This window comes from Antribacter sp. NEAU-D49 (assembly GCF_057158775.1).
Map to the genome: position 1 here is coordinate 41765 of NZ_JBXTSN010000029.1, position 22752 is coordinate 64516.

At 73.9% G+C, this 22752-nt stretch carries 9 protein-coding genes; all 9 read left to right on the plus strand.

Going from position 1 to position 22752, the window contains the following annotated elements; genetic code table 11:
• Nucleotides 1-11: 11 nt before the first annotated feature.
• The 9 genes from AC060K_RS18970 to AC060K_RS19010 all read left to right on the plus strand — a co-directional run bounded on the left by AC060K_RS18970 (nucleotide 12) and on the right by AC060K_RS19010 (nucleotide 22752).
• On the plus strand, nucleotides 12-1046 hold the full coding sequence (locus AC060K_RS18970) for a polyprenyl synthetase family protein (RefSeq protein ID WP_483766921.1): 1035 nt from the start codon (nucleotides 12-14) through the stop codon (nucleotides 1044-1046).
• A 318-nt stretch (nucleotides 1047-1364) separates the two neighbouring features.
• A complete protein-coding gene (locus AC060K_RS18975; protein ID WP_483766906.1) occupies nucleotides 1365-7409 on the plus strand; it encodes an Ig-like domain-containing protein in 6045 nt (2014 codons plus the stop codon).
• A gap of 162 nt (nucleotides 7410-7571) precedes the next feature.
• Complete coding sequence (locus tag AC060K_RS18980) at nucleotides 7572-13622, plus strand: Ig-like domain-containing protein (protein WP_483766907.1); 6051 nt, start codon at nucleotides 7572-7574, stop codon at nucleotides 13620-13622.
• 52 nt (nucleotides 13623-13674) lie between these two features.
• Complete coding sequence (locus tag AC060K_RS18985) at nucleotides 13675-14649, plus strand: AAA family ATPase (RefSeq protein WP_483766908.1); 975 nt, start codon at nucleotides 13675-13677, stop codon at nucleotides 14647-14649.
• Nucleotides 14646-15983 (plus strand): DUF58 domain-containing protein, encoded by a 1338-nt coding sequence (locus tag AC060K_RS18990; RefSeq protein WP_483766909.1) that lies wholly within the window; start codon nucleotides 14646-14648, stop codon nucleotides 15981-15983. Before AC060K_RS18985 ends, AC060K_RS18990 begins: the two co-directional genes overlap by 4 nt.
• Nucleotides 15980-18451: a transglutaminase-like domain-containing protein gene (locus tag AC060K_RS18995; protein ID WP_483766910.1), complete on the plus strand. Its 2472-nt coding sequence runs from the start codon at nucleotides 15980-15982 to the stop codon at nucleotides 18449-18451. Before AC060K_RS18990 ends, AC060K_RS18995 begins: the two co-directional genes overlap by 4 nt.
• The gene (locus tag AC060K_RS19000; RefSeq protein WP_483766911.1) at nucleotides 18448-20100 is read left to right on the plus strand and encodes an RDD family protein; all 1653 of its coding nucleotides are present in this window, start codon (nucleotides 18448-18450) and stop codon (nucleotides 20098-20100) included. The genes AC060K_RS18995 and AC060K_RS19000 overlap by 4 nt, the downstream gene beginning before the upstream one ends.
• Entirely contained in the window at nucleotides 20097-20993 is an 897-nt protein-coding gene (locus tag AC060K_RS19005; RefSeq protein ID WP_483766912.1) for a PP2C family protein-serine/threonine phosphatase, read from the plus strand. Before AC060K_RS19000 ends, AC060K_RS19005 begins: the two co-directional genes overlap by 4 nt.
• A gap of 10 nt (nucleotides 20994-21003) precedes the next feature.
• On the plus strand, nucleotides 21004-22752 hold the full coding sequence (locus AC060K_RS19010; protein ID WP_483766913.1) for an FHA domain-containing protein: 1749 nt from the start codon (nucleotides 21004-21006) through the stop codon (nucleotides 22750-22752).

The window sequence follows — 22752 nt, forward strand, 5'->3', positions numbered from 1 at the left end:
GACAGCAGCCCATCGCCCACCCGGGGCCGGCGACGTCGTCGTCGCCGGCCCTCGGCATCCCCGTGACCGACCCGGCGCTCGCGGGCCGTCTCGCGGACCGCCTGGACGAGGTCGACGCGGCGCTCGCGGAGGCCGTGGCGAGCGCCGACACGCTTGCCGACGACGCGTCGCGCCACCTCGTCGCGGCGGGCGGCAAGCGGTTCCGGCCGCTGCTGACCCTGCTCACGGGCGAGCTCGGTGACGGGTCACGGCCGGAGCTGATCGACGCGGCGGTCGTGGTCGAGCTGACGCAGGTCGCGTCGCTGTACCACGACGACGTGATGGACTCCGCGCCGCTGCGCCGCGGGGCGCCGTCGGTCCACACCGTGTGGGGCAACTCGGTGGCGATCCTCGTGGGCGACATGCTGTTCGCCCGGGCGTCCGCGCGCGTGGCGACGCTGGGGCCCGAGGCGGTCATCCTGCAGTCCCGCACGTTCGAGCGCATGTGCCTGGGGCAGCTGCACGAGACCACCGGCCCGCGCGACGGCGAGGACCCGGTGACGCACTACCTGCAGGTGCTGTCCGACAAGACGGCGTCGCTCCTGGCCACGTCCGCCCGGCTGGGCGCGATGTTCGGCGGGGCGCCGTCCGACGTGGTCGAGGCGGTGACCGAGTACGGCGAGAAGGTGGGCGTCGCGTTCCAGCTCGCCGACGACGTGCTGGACGTCGCGTCGCCGTCGGCGTCGTCGGGCAAGACGCCGGGGACCGACCTGCGGGAGCACGTGCCCACCATGCCGGTGCTGCTCCTGCGGCGCCGGGTCGCGTCGCCCGAGGCCACAGCGGCGGACCGGGAGCTGCTCGAGCTCCTCGACTCCGACCTGACCTCCGACGAGGCGCTCGGCCGGGCGCTCGCCGGGCTGCGCGGGCACCAGGTGCTCGCGGAGACGCGGGAGCTGGCCACGCGCTGGGCGGCGGAGGCGGAGGCCGAGCTGGCGCCGTTGCCGGCCGGGCCGGTCAAGGAGGCGCTGGCGTCGTTCGCGCAGGCGCTGGCGGACCGCGCGGTCTGACCGGCCCCTCCCGCGCACATCACTTCGGGCGGCGGCATCACCGGGCGCGCCCCACCTCCCGCGCGCCCCACCTCCCGCGCACATCACTTCGGCAGTTCGTCGGGGGGGGGGGGGGGGGCCCCGCCCCCACCCCCCCCCCCCCGCCGAACTGCCGAAGCAATGTGCGCGCCAGCGGGCTGGAGGCCTGTCTCGCGGGACGGCCTGTGGACGAGCGCGCCCGCGACCGCCGGGATCTCGGTAGGGTTCCTCCGGGCGGGGGCGCGGTGGCTCGCACCGGTGCCGTGGCCTGCGGGGACGGGCTCAACAGGGGGAATCGACGTGGACGTGGTCTCGGGACTGCGGCGGCGGTGGCGTGTCGTCGCGTCGTCGGCCGTCGTGGCGGTCTTCTCCGTCTCTGCGGTTGGTCTGGCACTGGCCCACGACGGCCGTCCCACGGCGGACCTCGACCTCGACGACTCGGGCGTGTGGGTCACCAAGACGTCGGCCGGCCTCCTGGGCCGCTTCAACTACGAGGCCCGCGCTCTGGACGGCACCCTGCTCGCCGGGAGCTCGAGCTTCGACGTGCAGCAGGCTGCGCAGCGGGTCCTCCTCACCGCCGGTGCGGACGGGTCCGAGGGATCGGCGGCCACCGCCTCCCCGGTGGACCCCGCCCACCTCGTCCTCGACGGCACGCTGCGCGCGCCGGCCGGCGCTCTCGTCGCCTCGGGCGGGGCCACGACCGCCGTCCTCGACACCACCACGGGCCGCCTGTGGGTGCTCCCGTTCGAGGGCGCCACCTCGTTCGACGAGGAGGAGACGGAGCCGACGGCGGAGCTCGGCCCGGGCGGCGTCGTGGCGGTCTCGCAGGGCGGCACCGTCCTGGTGGCGGTACCCGAGGACGGCGCGCTGTACACGGTGCGCACCACGGCTCAGGGCGCGCCGGGCGAGGTGGAGCGGTCCGACCTGCCCGTCTCCGCGGCCGCCGAGGTCGAGGTCAGCGCGGTGGGCGAGGATCCCGTGGTCCTGGACCGGTCGTCAGCGACGCTGGTGCTCCCCGGCGGGCGCACGGCCGAGGTCGCCGACGGTCGTGAGGCGCGGCTCCAGCAGCCGTCGGCGCCGGCGGACCAGGTGCTGGTCGCCACGCCGTCGGGCCTGGTGTCGCAGCCGCTGCGCGGTGGTGCGGCGACCGTCCGGCGGGCCCAGGGCTCGCCGGCAGCGCCGGTGCAGCTCGGCGGCTGCTCGTTCGGCGCGTGGTCGAGCAGCGGCCAGGTCCTGCGCGACTGCCCCGGCACGGACCGGGACAAGGACGAGCGGCTCGAGGGCCTCGACCCGTCGGCCGTGCTGGCCTACCGGGTGAACCGCCGGGTGATCGTCCTCAACGACCTGACGACGGGCGGGCTCTGGCTCGCCGCCGACCAGTTCGAGAAGGTGGACGACTGGGACCTGAAGGTGCCGGAGGACGCCGAGGGGGAGCGGGAGGAGTCGGAGCAGACCACCCCCGAGCAGGTGGACCAGTTCGTCGCGGACCGGCTCCAGCCCAACCGCCCGCCGCAGCCCGCGGACGACAGCCTCGGCGTCCGGCCCGGCCGCACCACCGTCCTCGACGTGCTGAGCAACGACGTGGACCCGGACGGCGACGTCATGACCGCGACGGTGAGCGAGCCCCCCGGCGGCCCGCTCCTGGTGGACCGGGTGCTCGACGGCGCGGCCCTGCAGGCCGCGGTCCCGCCCGACGCGAGCGGCACCACCTCCTTCACCTACACGGTGGACGACGGCCGCGGCGGGTCGGCGCCGGGGCGCGTGGACCTGCGGGTGGTCCCGCTCTCCGAGAACGAGGCACCGGTCCAGGCGGGCGAGCCCGTGCTCCGCGTGGCGCAGGGCGCGGTGGCGACCACGCGTGTGCTGCCGTCGTTCCGCGACCCCGACGGGGACGACGTCGTCCTGTCGTCGGCGGCGGCGTCGGTGGCCGGCGACGAGGTGCGCAGCCGCCCCGACGGCACGGTGGAGTTCCGCGACGGGGGCACCACGACAGGCCGCAAGATCGTGGCCCTCACGGTGACGGACGCGCTGGGCGCCACGACCGAGGGACGCCTGCTGATCGACGTCGTGGCCGCGGACCAGCCGCCCGTCGCGGTCTCCGACCACGTGGTGGTCCTGGCCGGGCAGCCGGTCACCGTGGAGCCGCTCGACAACGACACGGACCCGGACGGCGACACGCTCCGGCTCGTGGGCGTAGGGGAGCGCGCGCCCGCCGAGATCGTCCCGAACTACGCCGCCGGCTCGTTCCGCTTCACGAGCGCCGACCCGGGCAGCTACGACCTCACGTACCAGGTGAGCGACGGCCCGAACGCGGCCGTCGGCCTCGTCCGGGTGGACGTCCTGGCGCCGCCGGAGACCGAAGGCCCGCCCGTGGCAGTGCCTGACCTGGTGCTCGTCCCGGCGGGCGGCTCCGCCCTGGTGGACGTCCTGGCGAACGACACCGACCCGTCCGGCGGGGTCTTGGTGGTCCAGGGTGTGCGGACGCCCGACGACGCGCCGGTGAGCGTCGCGGTGCTGGCCCACCAGGTGCTGCGGGTCACCGAGACCCGCCGCCTCGACGGTCCGGTCACCCTGGAGTACACGGTGTCGAACGGGCGGGCGACCGCCACGGGCCAGGTCCGGGTGGTGCCCGTTCCCGCACCCGGGCGGCTGCGCCCGCCGGAGGCAGCGGCTGACGAGGCCCTCGTCCACGCGGGCGACGTGGTGACCGTCCCGGTGCTGGCGAACGACACCCATCCTGACGGGCTCGGGCTCACGCTCGCGGAGGAGCTCGTGGAGGCCCCGTCGGCGGGTCTCGCGTTCGTCTCGGAAGGGACCGTGCGCTTCCGGGCGCCGCGCGAGCCGGGCACCTACCACGCGGTGTACGAGGTGCGGGACCCGAACGGCCAGAAGGACTCCGCCCAGGTCACCATCACCGTGGCCGGGGGCGAGGACAACGCGGCGCCCCAGCCCCCGGAGGTCGAGGCCCGGGTCCTGAGCGGCGCGAGCGTGCGCATCGCCCTGCCCCTCGACGGCGTGGACCCCGACGGTGACCACGTGACGCTGTCGGCGGTCGCGTCGGCGCCCGCCAAGGGCACCGTCGAGGTGGTCGACGGGTTCCTCGACTATCACACGTCGGCGGGCGCCACGGGCGCGGACGCGTTCGCCTACCGGGTCGTCGACTCGCGGGGTGCCGTCGCGGAGGGTCTGGTCCGTGTCGGCATCGCGGCACCTCCCGCGGTGAACTCGCCGCCGGTCGCGGAGGCGGACCAGACCACCGTGCGGCCCGGCCGCACGGTCGGCGTGGACGCGCTGGCCAACGACTCCGACCCGGACGGCGACCAGGTCGCCCTCCGGGCCTCGGCGTTCGAGGGCGCCGACGCGCTCTCGCCGAGGGTGGCCGACGACGTCGTGGTGGTGACCACCCCGGACGAGGAGGGCACCACCAGCTTCTACTACGGCATCCAGGACTCGTTCGCGGCGCGCGCGGTCGGCTCGATCAGCGTGCTCGTCGCGCGCGACGCGCCCCTGCTTCGGCCGGTCGCGCGGGACGACGTCGTGCCGGCCGAGGCGGTGAAGGGCAGCAGCGTCACGGTCGACGTGCTGCGCAACGACGCCGACCCGGACGGGCTGACCGCCGACCTGGAGGTGGCGGTCGACGACCCGACGGCCACCGTGAGCGCCGACGGAGACGTGACCGTGGCGCTCACCGACTCGCCGCGGCTCCTCACCTACACGGTCACCGATCCGGACGGCCTGGTCGCCACCGCCTTCCTGCGCGTGCCTCCGGACGGCACCGCTCCGCACCTGCGCGCCGGGCTGGACCCGCTCGAGGTCGTCAGCGGTGAGCCGCTGACGATCGACCTCACCGAGCACGTGGTCGTGGCCGAGGGCCGCGCGCCGCGGATCACCGAGGAGGCGGCGGTGACGGCCGTCCAGGGGCGGCGCGAGGTCACGGGCCCGACGACCATCGTGTACACGTCGGCCGACGGCTACACGGGCCCTGCCGCGGTGACCTTCGAGGTGACGGACGGCAGCGGGCCGGACGACCCGGACGCGCGCACCGCCGTCCTCACCCTGGACATCGTGGTGGTGCCGCGCGAGAACCAGCCGCCCACCGTCACGGGCACGCCCGCGATCGAGGTCGCCGCCGGCGAGGAGGCGGTGCTGGACCTGAGCCGGTTCGTCACCGACCCGGACGGCGACCCGCTCACCGTCGAGGTCACTGGCGGGCCGGACGGCCTGAGCAGCGCCGTGTCGGGCACGGTCGTGACGGTCCGGGCCGAGCCGGGCCTCGCCAAGGGCTCGCGCCTCACGCTGCCGTTCACGGTGGCCGACGCCGGGCACCCGCCTGTGCCGGGCGAGGCGGCTGTGACGGTGGTCGCCTCGACACGGCCGCTCGCGACGGCGAACGACGACGCGGTCCCCGACGCGCACCAGGGTGAGCCCACGGCCGTCCGCGTGCTCGCCAACGACGTGAACCCGTTCCCGGCCGACCCGCTGACCGTGGTGGGGGCCGTGGTGGAGACCGGCCAGGGCACGGTGGCGACCGCGTCGGACGGGGTGACCGTGACGCCGGCGGACAGCTTCGTGGGCGTGATGGTGGTGCGCTACCGCGTGCAGGACGCCACCGGTGACCGCGACCGCGAGGTCGAGGGCCGTGTCCAGCTGACGGTGCTCGGCAAGCCGGAGGCGCCCACGGCGCCGCAGGTGGTGGAGGTGCGGTCGCAGACGGTGGTGCTCTCGTGGGAGCCGCCGAACAACAACGGTGCCGAGATCTCCGGGTACACGGTGCGGTCGAGCCGCGGGGACACGACCGCCTGCCCCACGACCACCTGCACGGTCACCGGGCTCGCCAACAACGTGGCCTACACGTTCACCGTCACGGCCACCAACGAGGTGGGGGACTCGCCGGCGTCGCCGCCGTCCGAGGAGGCGCGCCCGGACGAGAAGCCGGAGAAGCCCGCCCCGCCCACCCTCGTGTTCGGCGACGCGTCGCTGACCGTGACGTGGGTGAACAAGGCCTACACCGACCGCTCGCCGATCGAGTGCGTCAACCTGGAGATCTCGCCGGCCCCGGCCGACGGGCGCATCCAGAAGACGTGCGTCACGGGCGGCTCGCTCGTGTGGGAGGGGCTGCGCAACGGCACGTCGTACACGGTCCGGGTCCAGGCCGTGAACGCTGCGCCCGACCCCTCGGACTGGTCCGATCCGTCGGCTCCTGAGACGCCTGCAGCCCCTCCCGCCCAGCCCGCGGCACCCACCGCCGTCCGGTCGGAGGACGCGGCGGCCGGCGGCAAGGTCGTGGTCACGTGGACCGCTCCGGCAGCCAACGGCGACCCGGTCTCCGCCTACCACCTCGACGTGCTGCGCGACGGCGCCCGCGTGGAGACCCGGACCACGCCCGCGACCTCGCTGACGCTCACGGGGCTCGACACGAGCGCGTCGTACACCTTCGTGGTGACCGCCGAGAACAAGGCCGGGCGGTCGCCGGCGAGCGCGCCGTCGGCGCCGGTGGTGCCCTACGGGGTGCCGGACGCGCCGTCCGGGGCGCACGCGGCCCTCGGCAGCGACACCAACGGCCGCGCGGACGTGCGCTGGACCGCCGCGCAGCAGTTCCGCGGTCCCGGCCCGCGCTATGAGGTCCAGGCCAACAGCACCGGCACGCAGAACGCGGGGAACGCGACCTCCTACACGTACACCGGTCTCGCGAACGGCACCGCTTACACGTTCCGCGTGCGGGCCTGCAACCAGTACACGTGCTCCACCTGGGTGCAGGCGCCCGAGTCGGTGACGCCGTACACGGTCCCGGGAGCACCCGGCGTCTCGTACCTGCGCAGCGACGTGGACAAGGGTGCGTTCGCGATGTCGTTCCCCGGGAACGACGGCGGGGAGTCCGTGGACCGCCTCGAGTACGTCCAGAGCGGCGACTGGAGCGGCGGCGGCCAGGCGACGGCGCCGTACAGCGAGCTCGGGACGCCGGAGGCGTACAACCGCACCTACGTGCTCGACGTCCGGGCCTGCAACGCCGCCGGGTGCGGCCCGTACGCCCAGGCCACGGGCAAGACCGACCCGGTGCCGATCCGGGCGGTCCTGGTGCACCACGCCCCGGGGGCGACGTACCTCCAGCTCAACGTGCGGTACGCCGACCCGAACACCTCCTTCAGCGCCACCTGCTACGTGATGTCGGGCGGCAGCCGCGTGCCGATCTCCGGCGCGATCACGACGGGCGTGGACGGGGCGCCTCTCCGGACCGACGCCGAGGGCGACTACGGGGCCGCCTTCATCCCGTGCACGCCGTCGGCCGGGCAGGAGGTCTTCGTGGTGACGGACCGCTGGGGGGAGAGCAACCACCTGATCTGGTGACCGGGCCGCCGCTCCGTATAAAATGTGCCGTTTGCCGCCCTCATGGGGACTTCTCCCCATGGCGGGGTGGCGCGCTTCACCCGGTCGTTCGGTAGGGTGCATCCGGCGCAGGCGCTGCCGCAGAACTGCTCGCGCGGCGGCCGACCGTAACTTGGGGGACTAGTGGGTTTCTTGTCGCGTGTCTACGACAACCGGCGGAGCGTCGCCTCGACGGGCATCGTGACGCTGTTCTCCGGGGCAGTCGTCGGACTCGCGTTCGCCTACGACGGTCAGGCCACCGCCGACGTCGACCTCAACGACTCCGGCGTCTGGGTCACCAAGACCTCCGCCGGCCAGCTCGGCCGCTTCAACTACGAGTCGCAGGCCCTCGACGGCACGCTGCTCGCCGGGTCGTCGTCGTTCGACGTCCAGCAGGACGCGCAGAAGGTGCTGCTCGACGACCAGGGCACGTTCACCGCGAGCCCCGTGGACCCGGCGCACCTCGTCATCGACGGCACCGTGCGCATGCCGGCGGGCGCCGAGATCGCCTACGGCGGGAACACCACGGCGATCCTCGACCCGGAGAAGGGCCTGCTCTGGGTCCTGCCGTTCGACGGCGCCACCTCGTTCGACGCGGACGAGACCGACCCCACCGCCGAGCTGGGCAAGGGCGGCTCGGTGGTGGTCTCGCGTGACGGCACCGTGTTCGTCGCCGTCCCGTCCGACGGCAAGCTCTACACGGTGAAGACCGGCGCCACCGGCGCGGCTCTGAAGGAGGGCCTGTCGGAGGAGTCTCTTCCCGTCGGCGAGGGCGACGAGGTGGAGGTCAGCGCCGTCGGCGACAAGCCGGTCGTGCTCGACCGCACCTCGAACTCGCTGGTCCTGCCGGGCGGCGAGACGGTGGAGATCGCGGACGCCGCGGAGGCGCGCCTCCAGCAGCCGTCGGCCGAGTCCGACGTGGTCGTCGTGGCGACCACCTCCGGCCTCGTCTCGCAGCCCCTCGGCGGTGGCCAGGCCACCAACCGGCGGGCGTCCGGCGTGCCGGCCCAGCCCGTCCAGCTCGGCGGCTGCATCTACGGCGCCTGGTCCAGCTCCGCGGAGGTCATCCGCGAGTGCCCGGGCACCGACAACGACTTCGCGGAGACGCTCGAGGGCGTCGACGCGAGCGCGGTGCTCGCGTACCGCGTGAACCGCAACATCATCGTCCTCAACGATGTGGCGGCGGGTGGCCTCTGGCTGGCCGCCGACACGTTCGAGAAGGTGGACGACTGGGACCTCAAGATGCCCGAGGACGCCGAGGGCGAGAAGACCGAGTCGGAGACCACCACACCTGAGCAGGTGGACCAGTTCGTCGCCGACCGCAGCAAGGAGAACCGTCCGCCGCAGCCCCAGGACGACAACCTGGGCGTGCGGCCCGGCCGCACCACCGTGCTGCCCGTCCTGTCGAACGACATCGACCCGGACGGCGACGTGATGACCGCGTCGGTCGCCGAAGGGCCGGAGGGCGACGTCGTGGTGAACCAGGTGCTCGGCGGCGCCGCCCTCCAGGCGACGGTGCCGGAGACGGCGAGCGGGGCGGCGTCGTTCACCTACACCGTCTCCGACGGCCGCGGCGGGAACGTCGCCGCGAACGTGACCCTGCGCATCGTCCCCACGACCGAGAACGCCCAGCCCATCCAGACGGGCGAGCCGGTGCTGCGGGTGGAGCAGGGCGGCGTCGCCACCATCAAGGTGCTGCCGTACTTCCGCGACCCCGACGGCGACGACCTCTACCTCCAGACGGCCAGCCCGACGGCCGCGGGCGACGAGGTGCGCTTCCGGCCCGACGGCAGCATCGAGTTCCGGGACAGCGGCACGACGACGGGCCGCAAGATCGTCAACGTGACCGTCTCCGACGGGTTCGGTCTCGTGGCCGAGGGCCGTCTCCTCGTCGACGTCGTGGCCACGCAGGAGCCGCCGGTCGCCGTCCAGGACCACGTCGTGGTGCTCGCCGGCCAGCCGGTCACGGTCGACCCGCTCCGCAACGACTCCGACCCGAACGGCGACCGGCTGCGGCTCGTCAGCGTCACGGACCAGTCGCCCGCGGTCATCACGAAGAACTACACCGCCAGCACCTTCCGCTTCCAGAGCGAGAGCCCCGGCACCTACGACATCACGTACCAGGTCAGCGACGGCCCGAACGCCACCATGGGCCTGGTGCGGATCGACGTCATGAACGCGCCCGACCAGGCAGGGCCGCCCATCGTCGTCTCCGACCAGGTGCTCCTGCCCGCAGGCGGCTCCGCGCTGGTCGACGTGCTCGCGAACGACACCGACCCCGCGGGCGGCGTCCTGGTGGTGCGGTCGGTGACCGCCGCGGAGGACGCGTCGGTCATGGTCGCGGTGCTGTCCCACCGCGTGCTCCGGGTCACCGAGGCCAAGCGTCTCGACGGCCCCGTCACCGTGCGGTACACGGTGTCGAACGGCACGCAGAGCGCCGACGGCGAGGTCCGCATCGTGCCGATCCCCGCGCCCAGCGAGCTCCGCCCGCCGGAGGCCGGGCCCGACGAGGTCACCGTCCACGTGGGCGACGTGGTGACCATCCCCGTGCTCAAGAACGACAGCCACCCGGACGGGCTCGAGCTCACGCTCGACGACGAGCTGGTCGAGCCGGCAGACCCCGCGATGGGCGAGGCCTTCGTCTCCGAGGACACCGTGCGCTTCCGCGCGGGGAGCACGGCCGGGACGGCGTACGCCGTCTACGAGGTCGCTGACCCCAACGGCCAGAAGGACTCCGCGCAGGTCACCATCAACGTGGTGGACGGGGAGGCCAACGAGGCGCCCGCGCTGCCCGACATCGAGGAGCGCGTGCTCGCCGGCGGCACCGTGCGGATCACGCTCCCGCTGGACGGCGTGGACCCCGACGGCGACTACGTGATGCTCAGCGGCATCTCGTCGGCGCCCGCCAAGGGCTCGGTGAAGATCACCGAGGGGTACATCGACTACACGGCGGCCCGGTCGGCCTCCGGGATGGACACGTTCACGTACACGGCGGTCGACACCCGCGGCGCCGTCGCCGAGGGCACGATCCGGGTGGGCGTCGCCGTGCCGCCCGACGTGAACCAGTCCCCGGTCACCGTGGACGACGAGACGGCGGTTCGGCCCGGCCGCACGGTCGCCGTCGACGCGCTCGAGAACGACTCCGACCCGGACGGCGACCAGATCGGCCTCCTGGACGACGCCTTCGAGGGCGCCCCCGATCTGGCTCCGGAGGTGGCCGACGACCGGGTGGTCGTCACCGTCCCGGGGGCCGAGGGCACGCACAGCTTCTACTACGGCATCCAGGACGCCTTCGCGGCCCGCGCGGCAGGCTCGATCACGATCGACGTCGCCCAGGACGCGCCGCTGCTGCGTCCGATCGCCCGCGACGACGTGGTGCCGGCGGACGCGGTCAGCGGACCCACGGTCACGGTCGACGCGCTGCGCAACGACGCCGACCCCGACGGCGTGGCGAGCGACCTCGAGATCACCGTCGAGGCGCCCACCGCGACGGTCGGCGAGGACGGCCAGGTGGTGGTCGAGCTCACCGACGCGCCGCAGGTCATCGAGTACACGGTCACCGACATGGACGACCTGCAGGCCAAGGCCTACCTCCGCGTCCCCGGCGACCCGTCCCGCATGGGGCCGCACCTGCGCCCCGGGCTCGCGCCCCTCGAGGCGATCAGCGGCGAGCCGCTCGAGATCGACCTCACGCAGTACGTGGTCGTGGCGGAAGGGCTCACGCCGCGCATCACGGAGGACCGCAAGGTCAAGACGCCGGACGGTACGGCCACGGTCACCGGCCCGGCGAGCCTCACCTACACCTCGCGCGAGGACTTCTCCGGCGGTACGGCGGTGAGCTTCGAGGTGACGGACGGCGTGGGCGCGGACGACCCCGACGGTCGCAAGGCCGTGCTGAGCCTGCAGATCAACGTGGTGCCGCCCAAGAACATGCCGCCCGTGATCGACGGCACGCCCACCCTCGAGGTGGCGGCCGGCGAGGAGGCGGCGGCCGACCTCGGCCGGTACGTGACCGACCCCGAGGGCGACGCGCTGAAGTTCGCGGTGACCGGGGACGCCGACGGCGTCGCGACGGCGCTGTCCGGCTCCACGCTCGAGGCCCAGGCCAACCCCGACGTCCGCAAGGGCAGCACCTTCCCCCTGTCCTTCACCGTGACCGACGGCAACAACCCGCCGGTCTCGGGCACGGTGACGGTCAACGTCGTCGCCTCGATCCGCCCGCTCGTCCGCGCCAACGACGACACGGTCCCGGACGCCCACCAGGGCGACCAGGTCTCGGTGCCGGTCCTGGCGAACGACTCGAACCCGTTCCCCGAGACGCCGCTCGTGCTCACGGGCGGCAAGCCCATCATCGAGACGGGCCGGGGCGAGGCGGTGTACGCGGGCGACGAGGTCTCCGTCACGCCGGCGGAGGACTTCGTGGGCGTGATGGTGGTGCGGTACCGGGTCCAGGACGCGACGAAGGACCCCGACCGCGAGGTCGAGGGCCGGGTCCAGCTCACGGTGCTCGGCAAGCCGGACGCGCCCAACAAGCCTCAGGTGGTCGAGGTGCGGTCCAAGACGGTCGTGCTGTCCTGGGACCCGCCGAACAACAACGGCGCCGAGATCACCGGGTACACGGTGCGCTCGAACAACGGGTACACCAAGGAGTGCGCGACGACCACGTGCACCCTCGACGGCCTGACCAACAACGTGATCTACACGTTCACCGTCACCGCGACGAACGCGGTGGACGAGGGGCCGCCGTCGCCGCCGTCGGACGAGGCGCGCCCGGACGAGAAGCCGGAGAAGCCGGCTCCGCCCACCCTGGTGTTCGGCGACTCGTCGCTGACGGTGAGCTGGGTCAACAAGACGTACACCGACCGCTCGCCCATCGAGTGCGTCAACCTGGAGATCTCCCCCGCCCCGACGGACGGGCGCATCCAGAAGACCTGCGTCACGGGTAACTCGATCGTGTGGACCGGCCTGCGCAACGGCACCGCCTACACGGTCGCGGTGCAGGCCGTGAACGCCGCACCGGACCCGTCCGACTGGTCCGAGCGGTCCGCGCCGGAGACGCCGGCCGCCCCGCCGGCCCAGCCCGCCGCACCGTCGGCGTCCCGGGTGGACACCGCGGTGGGCGGCCAGGCCCGGGTGACCTGGGTGGCCCCGGCGAACAACGGTGACGCGGTCAAGTCGTACGCGCTCGCCGTGTTCCAGGACGGCGCGCTCGTCCGCACCATCCCGGGTATCACGGGCACGGCGCAGACGGTCGACGGCCTCAACGTGCGGCAGAGCTACACCTTCGCCGTGACCGCGACGAACAAGGCCGGCGAGTCCCCGCAGAGCCCGCGCTCCAACGCTGTGATCCCCTACGGCACGCCGGACACCCCGGCGGCGCCGCGGGCGTCGCTCGGCAGCAACACCAGCGGCCAGGCGAACGTGGCCTGGAACGCCATCGGTGACTTCCGGGGCACCGGACCGCGCTACGAGCTGAGTGCCAACGGCGGGGCCTGGCGCAACGTCGGCAACGTGACGTCGTACACCTGGACGGGGCTGAGCAACGGCTCCGACTACTCGTTCCGGGTGCGCGCCTGCAACGACCACGCGTGCTCGGCCGCGTCGGCGAACTCCGGCACCGTGCGTCCGTTCACGGTCCCGAGCGCCCCGAGCGTCACCTGGGCACGGGCCGGTACCAACAGCGGCGGGTTCACCGTGCGCGGCCCCGGCGACAACGGTGGCCGGGCCGTCCAGCGGATCGAGTGGGAGTTCACGCAGGGCGACAACCGCAGCGGCTCGCGGCAGGACTGGCCGTTCACGATCGACGTCGGGAACGACTACGACCACACGTACACGCTGCGCGCCCGGGCGTGCAACGAGGCGGGCTGCGGTCCCTACGCGAACGACACCGGGACCACGGCGCCCGCACCGAACCCCCGGGCCTGGGTCACGCACGGCGACAACGCCGTGGGCCAGCCGGGCTGCTCGGACCCGTCGTGCGCGTGGTTCTACGTGAACTACCGCGACTTCCCGGCCGGTAACCACACGGTGGAGTGCCAGGGCGACAACGGCGGCTGGCACAACATCACCGGCGGTACGTACTCCCACAACTTCGGTGGGGACGGCGGCTTCCAGACGTGGTGCTACTACGGCTACAGCAACAACAACGTGCGGGTCGTCATCGACGGCAAGGCGTACGAATCCAACGGCTGGTAGCGCCCGCGCGCCTGGCCACAGAGACCACTCGAACGAGCAAGGAAGACGACACATGACCACGATGACCCCCGAGCAGGCGGCCTGGTTCGCCCAGACCTTCGAGCGGCTCGTCGGCAACGTCGGGCAGGCCGTGCTGGGCAAGGCGGGCGTCGTCCGTCTGGCCCTGACCTGCATGCTCGCCGAGGGCCACCTCCTGCTGGAGGACGCACCGGGCACCGGCAAGACCTCGCTCGCCCGCGCCATCGCCGCGTCGGTCCAGGGCACGCAGAACCGCATCCAGTTCACGCCGGACCTGCTGCCGTCCGACGTGACGGGCGTGACGATCTACGACCAGAAGACCGGCAAGTTCGACTTCCACCCCGGCCCGGTCTTCGCGTCGATCGTGCTCGCCGACGAGATCAACCGTGCCTCGCCGAAGACGCAGTCGGCGCTCCTCGAGGTCATGGAGGAGTCGCGGATCACCGTCGACGGCGTGGCGCACGAGGTGGGCCGCCCGTTCATGGTGATCGCGACCCAGAACCCGATCGAGCAGGCCGGTACGTACCGCCTGCCCGAGGCCCAGCTGGACCGCTTCCTCATGAAGACCTCGGTGGGCTACCCGGACCACGCCTCGACGGTGGAGATCCTGTCGGGTTCCTCGGTCCGTGACCGCAGCCTGGCCCTCGCGCCCCTCATCACGACCAAGGCCGTGACCGAGATGGCCATCCTCGCGGCAGCGGTCCACACCGACACGGCGGTGCTCGAGTACATCTCCCGCCTCACGGAGGAGACCCGCAACGCCCCCGAGGTGCGTATCGGCGTCTCGGTCCGTGGCGCCCTGGCGCTCGTGCGCTGCGCGAAGGTCTGGGCCGCCGCCCACGGCCGCAACTACGTGCTGCCCGACGACGTCAAGGAGCTCGCCCACCCGGTGTGGGGCCACCGCTTCGTGCTCGACCCCGAGGCGGAGTTCGCGGGCGCCCGCTCCGACGTCGTGCTGTCCCGGATCCTGTCCGACGTGGCCGCGCCGCAGGAGCGTCGCACGGCATGAGCGGGTTCGCGGGGGCGACCGGGTCCGGGACCGGGTACGGCAAGCGGCAGGTGAACACCCGTGGCCTGGCCGGGGTGCGCCTGCGGGCGGAGGCTCTGGCCGCACGGGCGCGCCGTGGCGGGGTGTCCCTCGGGGCAGCCGTCCGGCCGCGGCTCGACGCGGTGGCGGAGGCGCTCGCCCCGGTCACCGACACCTTCAGCCGGTTCGGCCTCGGCGTGCTCGTCACGACGGTGGCGGCCTGGGCCGCCGGGCTGATGCTCTCGTGGATGGAGGTCGTGATCGCCGCCGTGCTGCTCACGGTGGTGCTGGTCGCGGCCATCGCGTTCGTGCTCGGCCGGTTCCGCTACGAGGTCGAGCTCGACCTGGCCCAGCGGCGGGTCACCGTCGGTGACCGGGCGGTGGGCCGGCTCGACGTGCGGAACGCCTCCGGCCGCATGCTCCTGCCCTCGGTGATGGAGCTGCCGGTCGGCTCCGGGACCGCCGCGTTCCCCGTGCCGCGGCTCCGCGCGGGCGCCTCGCACGAGGAGATCTTCACGATCCCGACCCACCGTCGCAGCGTCATCAGCGTGGGCCCGGTCAAGTCCGTCCGCGCCGACCCGCTGGGCCTCCTGCGCCGCGAGGTCACGTGGACCCAGGAGGAGGAGCTGTTCGTGCACCCGCGGGTGAAGAACCTCGCGGGCTCCTCCACCGGATTCCTCAAGGACCTCGAAGGCCGGGTCACCAACGACCTGTCCAACTCCGACGTGTCGTTCCACGCCCTGCGCGACTACGTGCCGGGCGACGACCGCCGGCACATCCACTGGAAGACCACCGCTCGCACGGGCCAGCTCATGGTGCGCCAGTTCGAGGAGACCCGGCGCTCCCACCTGGCGGTGCTCCTCTCGACGCGGGCCGAGGACTACGGCAGCGACGACGAGTTCGAGCTCGCGGTGAGCGTCTGTGGGTCGCTCGGCCTCCAGGCCATCAAGGAGGACCGCGGGGTCACCGTCCTCGTCAACGAGGGCTCCCTCCGTGGCGACCACCGCACCCGCCTCCTCGACGACCTCTCCCGGATCGAGCGCACGCCCGCGCGCAACAAGCTTGTGGACCTGGCCCGGGTGGCCGGCTCGACGGTCAGCGACGCGTCGGTGATCGCGTTCGTGGTGGGCGCCCTCGTCACGCCCACGGAGCTGCGCGCCGCCTCGGCGCGCGTCCCCGCGGGCGTGACGGTCATGGCCATGCAGTGCGTGCCGGGTGCCTCGCTGAGCCGCCACTCCATCGCCGAGCTGAGCGTCCTCACGCTCGGCCGGCTCAGCGACCTGCCCCTCGCACTCCGAAAGATGAGCGACGCATGAGTGCAGAGCACACAACGCGCGGAGGAAACCACCTCCGCACCGGGACGCCCGCGCCGCCGTCGGGCACCTGGACCGGGACCGGGCGCGGGACCACGCGCCGCAAGGGCTCCGACACCCCGCGCGCGCTCACGCGCGGCGGGGCGATCGACGCGCTGGCACTGGTCGTGATGCTCGCCGCCGTCGTGATCGGCTTCGGGCCCGTCTGGGGCTCCGCCGGCTACCTCCTGCCGGCCGTCGGCGGCGTCGTGGTGGGCCTGGGAGTCGCCTGGCTGTGCGCCTGGCGCCGCTGGCCGGCGGTCACCGTCCTGGCCGTCGCCGTCGTGGCGTACCTGCTGTTCGGTGGGGCGTTCGCGCTGCCGCACACCACGATCGCCGCGGTGGTGCCCTCCCTGGAGACCCTGCGCGAGCTGTTGCTCGGCGCGGTCCAGGGCTGGAAGGAGTTCGTCACCACCGTCCCGCCGATGCAGTCGTTCCCCGACCTGGCGGTCGTGCCGTTCCTCCTCCTGATGATCGTCTCGCTGGTGGCCGGCACCATCGCGTGGCGCGCCAAGCACGCGGCCTGGGCCATCGTCGTGGTGCTGGCCGGCCTGGTGAGCGTGATCCTGCTCGGCACCATCGAGCCCGCGCTGCCCGTGGTCCAGGGCCTCGTCGTCTCCGTGACGGCCCTCCTGTGGGGTTCTGCGCGCGTGACGGAGGCCCGTGTGGGCACGCACTCCATCGCCACGGAGTCGAGCGCCCAGGCCAACCGCCGGCTGCGCTGGTACCGCGTCCGCACGGGTGCCACGATCCTCGGCGTCGCGGCGGTCGCTGCCGGCTTCGCCGGGCCCGCGATCATGCCGGCCGAGCCCCGTACGGTGCTGCGCGAGACGGTGGTCCCTCCGTTCGACGTGCACCAGTACACGAGCCCGCTGGTCGCCTTCCGCAAGTATGCGAAGGACCTGCGCGAGACCGAGCTCTTCACCGTGGAGGGCCTGCCCGAGAACGGGCGCGTCCGGCTCGCGACGCTCGACACCTACGACGGCGTGGTCTTCGACGCGGCGGGCAAGGGCGGCGACACGGGCGTGTTCACGCGCGTGGGTGACGAGATCGCCACGTCGGCCACCGGCCGGCCCGCCACCGTCACGGTCACCGTGGGGGCGTACGACGGCGTCTGGGTGCCCGAGGTCGGCGACCTCACCGGCGTCACGTGGACGGGTGAGCGGGCCGAGGAGCAGCAGGACAGCACCTACTACAACACGACCACCGAGACCGCGATCACCACGGCGCGCGTACGCCAGGGCGACACGTACGTGCTGCGCACGCTGGTCAGCGCCGACCCCGGCGAGGACCAGCTCAAGGCCGGGCGGATCGACGAGGCCGAGCTGCCCGGCACCGACAAGCGGGCGCTGCCCGCCACCGTCCCGGGCAAGGCCGCGCAGTTCACGGGCGAGGAGACGGACCCCGTCACCAAGCTCTACCTGCTGCGCGACGCGCTCCAGGCGTCCGGCATCCTCTCGCACGGCCTCGACACGCAGCCGCCGTCGCGGCCGGGGCACGCCGCCGAGCGCATCGACACGCTCGTCGGCGAGGAGAAGATGATCGGCGACGACGAGCAGTTCGCCGTCGCCCTGGCGCTCATGGCGCGGCAGTCGGGCATCCCGGCGCGAGTCGTCATGGGCTTCTACCCCGACCCGGAGACGCCGCGCGAGGCGGGTGAGCCGTTCGTGGCGACCGGCGCGGACGTGCACGCCTGGGTCGAGGTGCCCTTCGAGGGCTACGGCTGGGTGCCGATCGACGTCAAGCCGGACGAGGACACGAAGATCCAGCCCGAGCCCAAGAGCGAGCAGGTGCCCAAGCCGCCGGTGCTCGAGGAGCCCGAGCCGCCGGAGGAGCCCGCCAAGGCGAAGGCCGGCAGCGTCGAGGACGAGTCCGAGGACGAGACCGAGAACCAGGGCTTCGACTGGGGCCGCCTGGGTCTCATCCTGCTCGCCGTGGGCATCCCGATCCTGCTGATCGTCGGTCCGATCGCCCTGATCCTGGCCTACAAGGCCCGGCGACGGGCTCTCCGCCGGAGCGCCGAGCGCCTGGCCGACCGGATCAGCGGCGGGTGGCACGAGGTCGTCGACCTCGCGACGGACCTCGGCACCACCGTGCCGGCGGCCGCCACGCGCCGGGAGAGCGCGGGTCTGATCGCCGGTGCGCACGGCGCGCCGGCCACGCTGACCCTCGCGCACCGGGCCGACGCGACGGTCTTCGGGCCGGTCGAGCCCACCGACGCAGAGGTCGCCGCGTTCTGGCGAGAGGTGGACGACCTGGTTGGCGGGTTACGCTCCAACGTCAGCGGGCGGCAGCGCCTGCGCGCAGCGTTGTCGCTGCGCTCCATCCGTGCCCGGATGCGCTCGGGCGGGGGGACGCGTGCTACCCGCTGGGTCCAGGAGGGTCTGGGTCAGGCGGGGGCCAAGAGACTGCGGAAGCGGGAGGCTCGATGACCGACGTCGTCTGTGCGGGGTGCGGTTCGCCGCAGACCGCCGGATCGCCCTATTGCTCCGTGTGCGGGCGGGAGTTCCCGCGCACCGGGCGGCCGGTGGTGGAGCCCGCCGCGCCTCCACGCGGCCAGGTCCAGGCCACCGCGGGAGGGGTCGGCGTGTCGCTCGGCGCGGGCAACCCCAACGGGCCCGTGTACCGGAACAGCGACCCGTCCGCCATGACGGATCCCGAGACGTACACCGCCACCCAGCGGGCCGTGCAGCCCATGGGTCGCGAGCAGGGCACGGTGGAGCCGTACGCGGGGATGGGCAAGCGATTCCTGGCGTGGCTCGTCGACGGGCTGATCGGCGGCGGGGTCCCCGGCATCGTGCTGCTCGTGGGCCTGCAGGTGATGGGCCTGGGCGGCCCCGTCGAGGAGGTCACGGCCGACGAGGCGTCGGCGCTGCTCGGCCGCCTGATGGGCCTCTACGCGCTGGTCGGCGCGCTGTCCCTCGCCTACTGGGTCGCGATGTGGATCTGGGAGGGGCGTACCGGCAAGACCGTCGGCAGCCTCGTCCTGGGCCTGCGCACCGTCGACGCCGAGACTCGCGGGCCCATCGGCTTCGGCCGGTCGTTCCTGCGCTACCTCATCGTCGCGGCGGGCACGATCGGCTGCGCCGTCGGCCAGTTCGTCATCTTCTTCAGCCCCGCCTGGGACGGTTCCGGCCGTAAGCAGGGCTGGCACGACAAGGCGGCGCGCAGTGTCGTGATCGACGTCAAGGGGTCCCCCACCCCCGCGCAGTGGGCCCCGCCGTCGGCGCACGAGCGCTCGGCGACCCCGGCGCAGCCGGTCGTCACGGCAGCCCCGGGCGCCTGGCCCACGGCGCAGCCGGCCGCAGGCCAGCCGGGTGCTGGTCAGCCCGCACAGGGTGGCGGTCCCCAGCAGCAGCTCCCCGACCCGTGGGCCTTCCCGGCCGACTCGGCGGCAGGCCGCCCGGGCCCGGCCGCGCCGTTCGGCACCACCGAGGGCGGCAGCATCATCACGGGCGTGCCGGGGGTCTCCGACCCGGGGCAGCAGCAGACGCCGTCCCAGCAGGCGCCCCAGCAGCCCACCTACCCGGTGAGCGCGCCCACGGCTTCGCAGCCACAGTTCCAGGCGCCCCAGCCGGCCGCGCAGCCCGCCCAGCCTGCCGCGCAGCAGCCCGCGCCGTACGAGCAGCTCGACTCCCGGCCCACGCGCCCGGCCGTGCACCCGGCCACGAGCGAGCAGCCGTCGTGGGACACCACGCGCATGCATGTGCCCACCACGGCGGGCAGCATGTCGCCCGCGCCGGTCTCCACCGTCGTGCTCGAGCTGGAGTCCGGCTCCCGGCACGTGGTGGACGGGGCGGCGCTGATCGGCCGCAACCCGCAGTCGCCGGACGGGTCCCCGTGGATCCTGGTCAAGATCGACGACCCCACGCGCTCGGTGTCCAAGACGCACGCGGAGATGGGCGTCGACTCGGCGGGTCTCTGGCTGACCGACCGTGGCTCGACCAACGGCACCGTCGTCTCCGCGCCGGGCCTGCCGCCGCGGGTCGCTGAGCCGGGCGCGCGCGTCCGCGTGCCGGTCGGGTCCACCATCCACCTGGGTGACCGTCGGGTCATGGTGCATCCCGAGGGAAACGCGTGACGGGCGACCGCGAGCTGACGATCGCCTGGGGTGCAGCGTCACACCGCGGCGTCCGCCGCGCGCTCAACGAGGACGGTTATCTGGCCGCCGGCGGGGTCTTCCTCGTCGCGGACGGCATGGGCGGGCACGACGCGGGCGAGGTGGCCAGCGCCACCGCGCTCGAGGCGCTCCGCCCGCTGACGGAGATGGGGCGCATCGAGCCGCACGACGTCGAGGCGCTGCTCGGCGTCGCCCAGGAGCGCGTGCGCTCGATCGACACGGGCACGCCCGGCCGCGGCGCGGGCACAACGCTCACCGGCGTGGTGGTGGCGTACCTCGAGGACGTGGCGTACTGGCTGTTCGTCAACGTGGGTGACTCGCGCACGTACCTGCTGTCCGGCGGCGACCTCGACCAGGTGAGCGTGGACCACTCGGAGGTCCAGGAGATGGTCGACGCCGGGGTGCTCACGCCCGACCAGGCGCGCACCCACCCTCGCCGCCACGTCATCACCCGGGCCCTCGGTTCGCACGACGAGCCCCGTGCGGACTTCCGCTACGTGCCCGTGGCGGCTCACGACCGGGTGCTGGTGTGCTCGGACGGCCTGACGGGCGAGGTGTCGGACGAGCGCATCGCCGAGCTCCTGCTCAGCCACCCCGACGCGGAGGAAGCGGCCGGCAAGCTGGTCGCCGAGGCCATCCTGGCTGGTGGCAGGGATAACATCACCGTCATCGTGGTGGACGCCACAGGGGTAGGGTCCCAGACGGGCTCCGACACGGCCCCCCGCGGCTGGGGAGCCGTGGACGAGGACACGCTGCCTCGCGACGAGCAGGAACGGACCGCGCCGGGTGGCGTGACCGTGGCCGCGACGGACGCAGGCGCAGCCCAGCGAGGCGTCGAGGCGCAGGCAGGATGAGGGGGACCGCATGACCGTGCACTACACCAGCGGGACCGCGCACGTCGTGGTCCGTGGCGACGCCGTGGTGGTGCTCCCGGACCCCGTCGCCGACGACGTCCTGGCGCGCCTCTGGGCCGACCTCGGTGCCCCGGGCGCAGGCGTGGCCGAGGCGCTCGGCGTCCTGACCTCCCTGGGCGGCGGCCTGAACGCCGTCCCGCCGTTCGCGGTGGTGACGGTCCGGTCGGACGACGACGGGCCGGGCTCGGCCCACGTGGCCGTCCGTGGCGGCGACGTCAGGGTGACCGTCGAGACCACGAGCGGCCCGGTCGCCGTGGACGGCTCCGACGTCATCTCGTGGTCGGAGCGCCTGCTCGACGGCGTCACGGCCTTCGAGGCGGTCGCGTCGGGGGCGTTCGCGCGCCCGGGCCTGCCCGTGGACACCGGCGTGATCCTCGCGGGCGCGGTGCGCCGCGACATCGTGGACGCCCCGGCAGCGCCGGCTCCCGCCACGGCCGCGAGCACCGGCGCACAGGCCTCTCCGGCCGCGGCGGCCTCCGCCGGCGCGGCGTCTTCTGCCGGCAGCGACTTCGGTACCACCACCAGCGGGATCCTCGACGCGCTCCCGCCGTTCTCCGCGACGGTCAGCGTGGCGTCCGAGGAGACCATCGCCCCCGGCCACGACCGGCCCGCGGACGCGGGTGGCTTCGCGCCCGCCGGTCAGGAGCCGGGCGACGTCCCGGTGGTCGAGGCGGTCGGCTCGCCGGCCACCGCGGGCCCGGAGCCCGCGTCGTCCGAACCCTCGGAGGCCACGCAGCTGGGCCTGGGCGAGGACGACTACATGCACCTCTGGGGCGCGACGGTGATGCGCCGCGTCGAGGACGCCGCCGTGCGCGTCGACGAGGAGGAGGACGAGGACCACGAGGAGGGCCACGCACCCTCCGAGCAGGCCCTGCCGCAGCCCGCGCCGGAGGAGGCGCTCGCCCCGGCGGCACCCGACGACGACGGCGCCGTCGACGGCGTGCCGAGCCTCATCGCAGGCGTCCCGCGCGAGTGGACCGGGGCCACGCCCGCGGCCGCGCACCGCGCCGCCCAGGTGGCCGCGGAGGAGGCGCGGGCCGAGCAGGCCCGCGCGGACCGTGCGCAGGCCCAGCTGGAGGCCGCCGGTGACGAGGGCGTGGACCACGACGGCAACACCGTCATGTCGTCGGCGATCGCCGACCTCCGGGCCGCGGCCGGGATGACGGCGCCGCCGCCGCAGTTCCAGGCGCCCCCCGCCCCGGGTGGGCAGCAGATCCTCGCCCTGTCCTGCCCGCAGGGGCACCCGAACCCGCCGTCGCGCGACGCGTGCCGCACGTGCGGCACGCCGCTCGAGGGCGACGCGCACCTCGCGCCGCGTCCGTCGCTGGGCCGGGTCGTCATCAGCGGCGGCACCGCGACGAGCGGGGCCGTGGGCTCCCGCGGCGGGCAGGTCGTGGAGCTGGACCGTCCGGTGGTGGTGGGCCGCAGGCCGCGGTCGAGCACCACGAGCGCGTCCGACATGCCGCGCCTCGTCACCGTGTCGAGCCCGCAGCAGGACATCTCGCGTTCGCACGTGCAGATCACGCTGGAGGACTGGCACGTCCTGGTGGCCGACCTCGCCACGACGAACGGCACCACGCTGATGCGTCCCGGCCAGCCGCCGCGCCGCCTGCACCCCAACGAGAAGGAGCTGGTCGCGGACGGCGACGTCGTCGACCTCGGCGACGGCGTCACGCTGACCTTCGAGGGCATCTGGTGA

Excerpts from the sequence above, each read along its gene's own strand:
- AC060K_RS18985 (WP_483766908.1), top strand. The coding sequence starts at position 13,675 with ATGACCACGATGACCCCCGAGCAGGCGGCCTGGTTCGCCCAGACCTTC.
- AC060K_RS18990 (WP_483766909.1), top strand. The coding sequence starts at position 14,646 with ATGAGCGGGTTCGCGGGGGCGACCGGGTCCGGGACCGGGTACGGCAAG.
- AC060K_RS18995 (WP_483766910.1), top strand. The coding sequence starts at position 15,980 with ATGAGTGCAGAGCACACAACGCGCGGAGGAAACCACCTCCGCACCGGG.
- AC060K_RS19000 (WP_483766911.1), top strand. The coding sequence starts at position 18,448 with ATGACCGACGTCGTCTGTGCGGGGTGCGGTTCGCCGCAGACCGCCGGA.
- AC060K_RS19010 (WP_483766913.1), top strand. The coding sequence starts at position 21,004 with ATGACCGTGCACTACACCAGCGGGACCGCGCACGTCGTGGTCCGTGGC.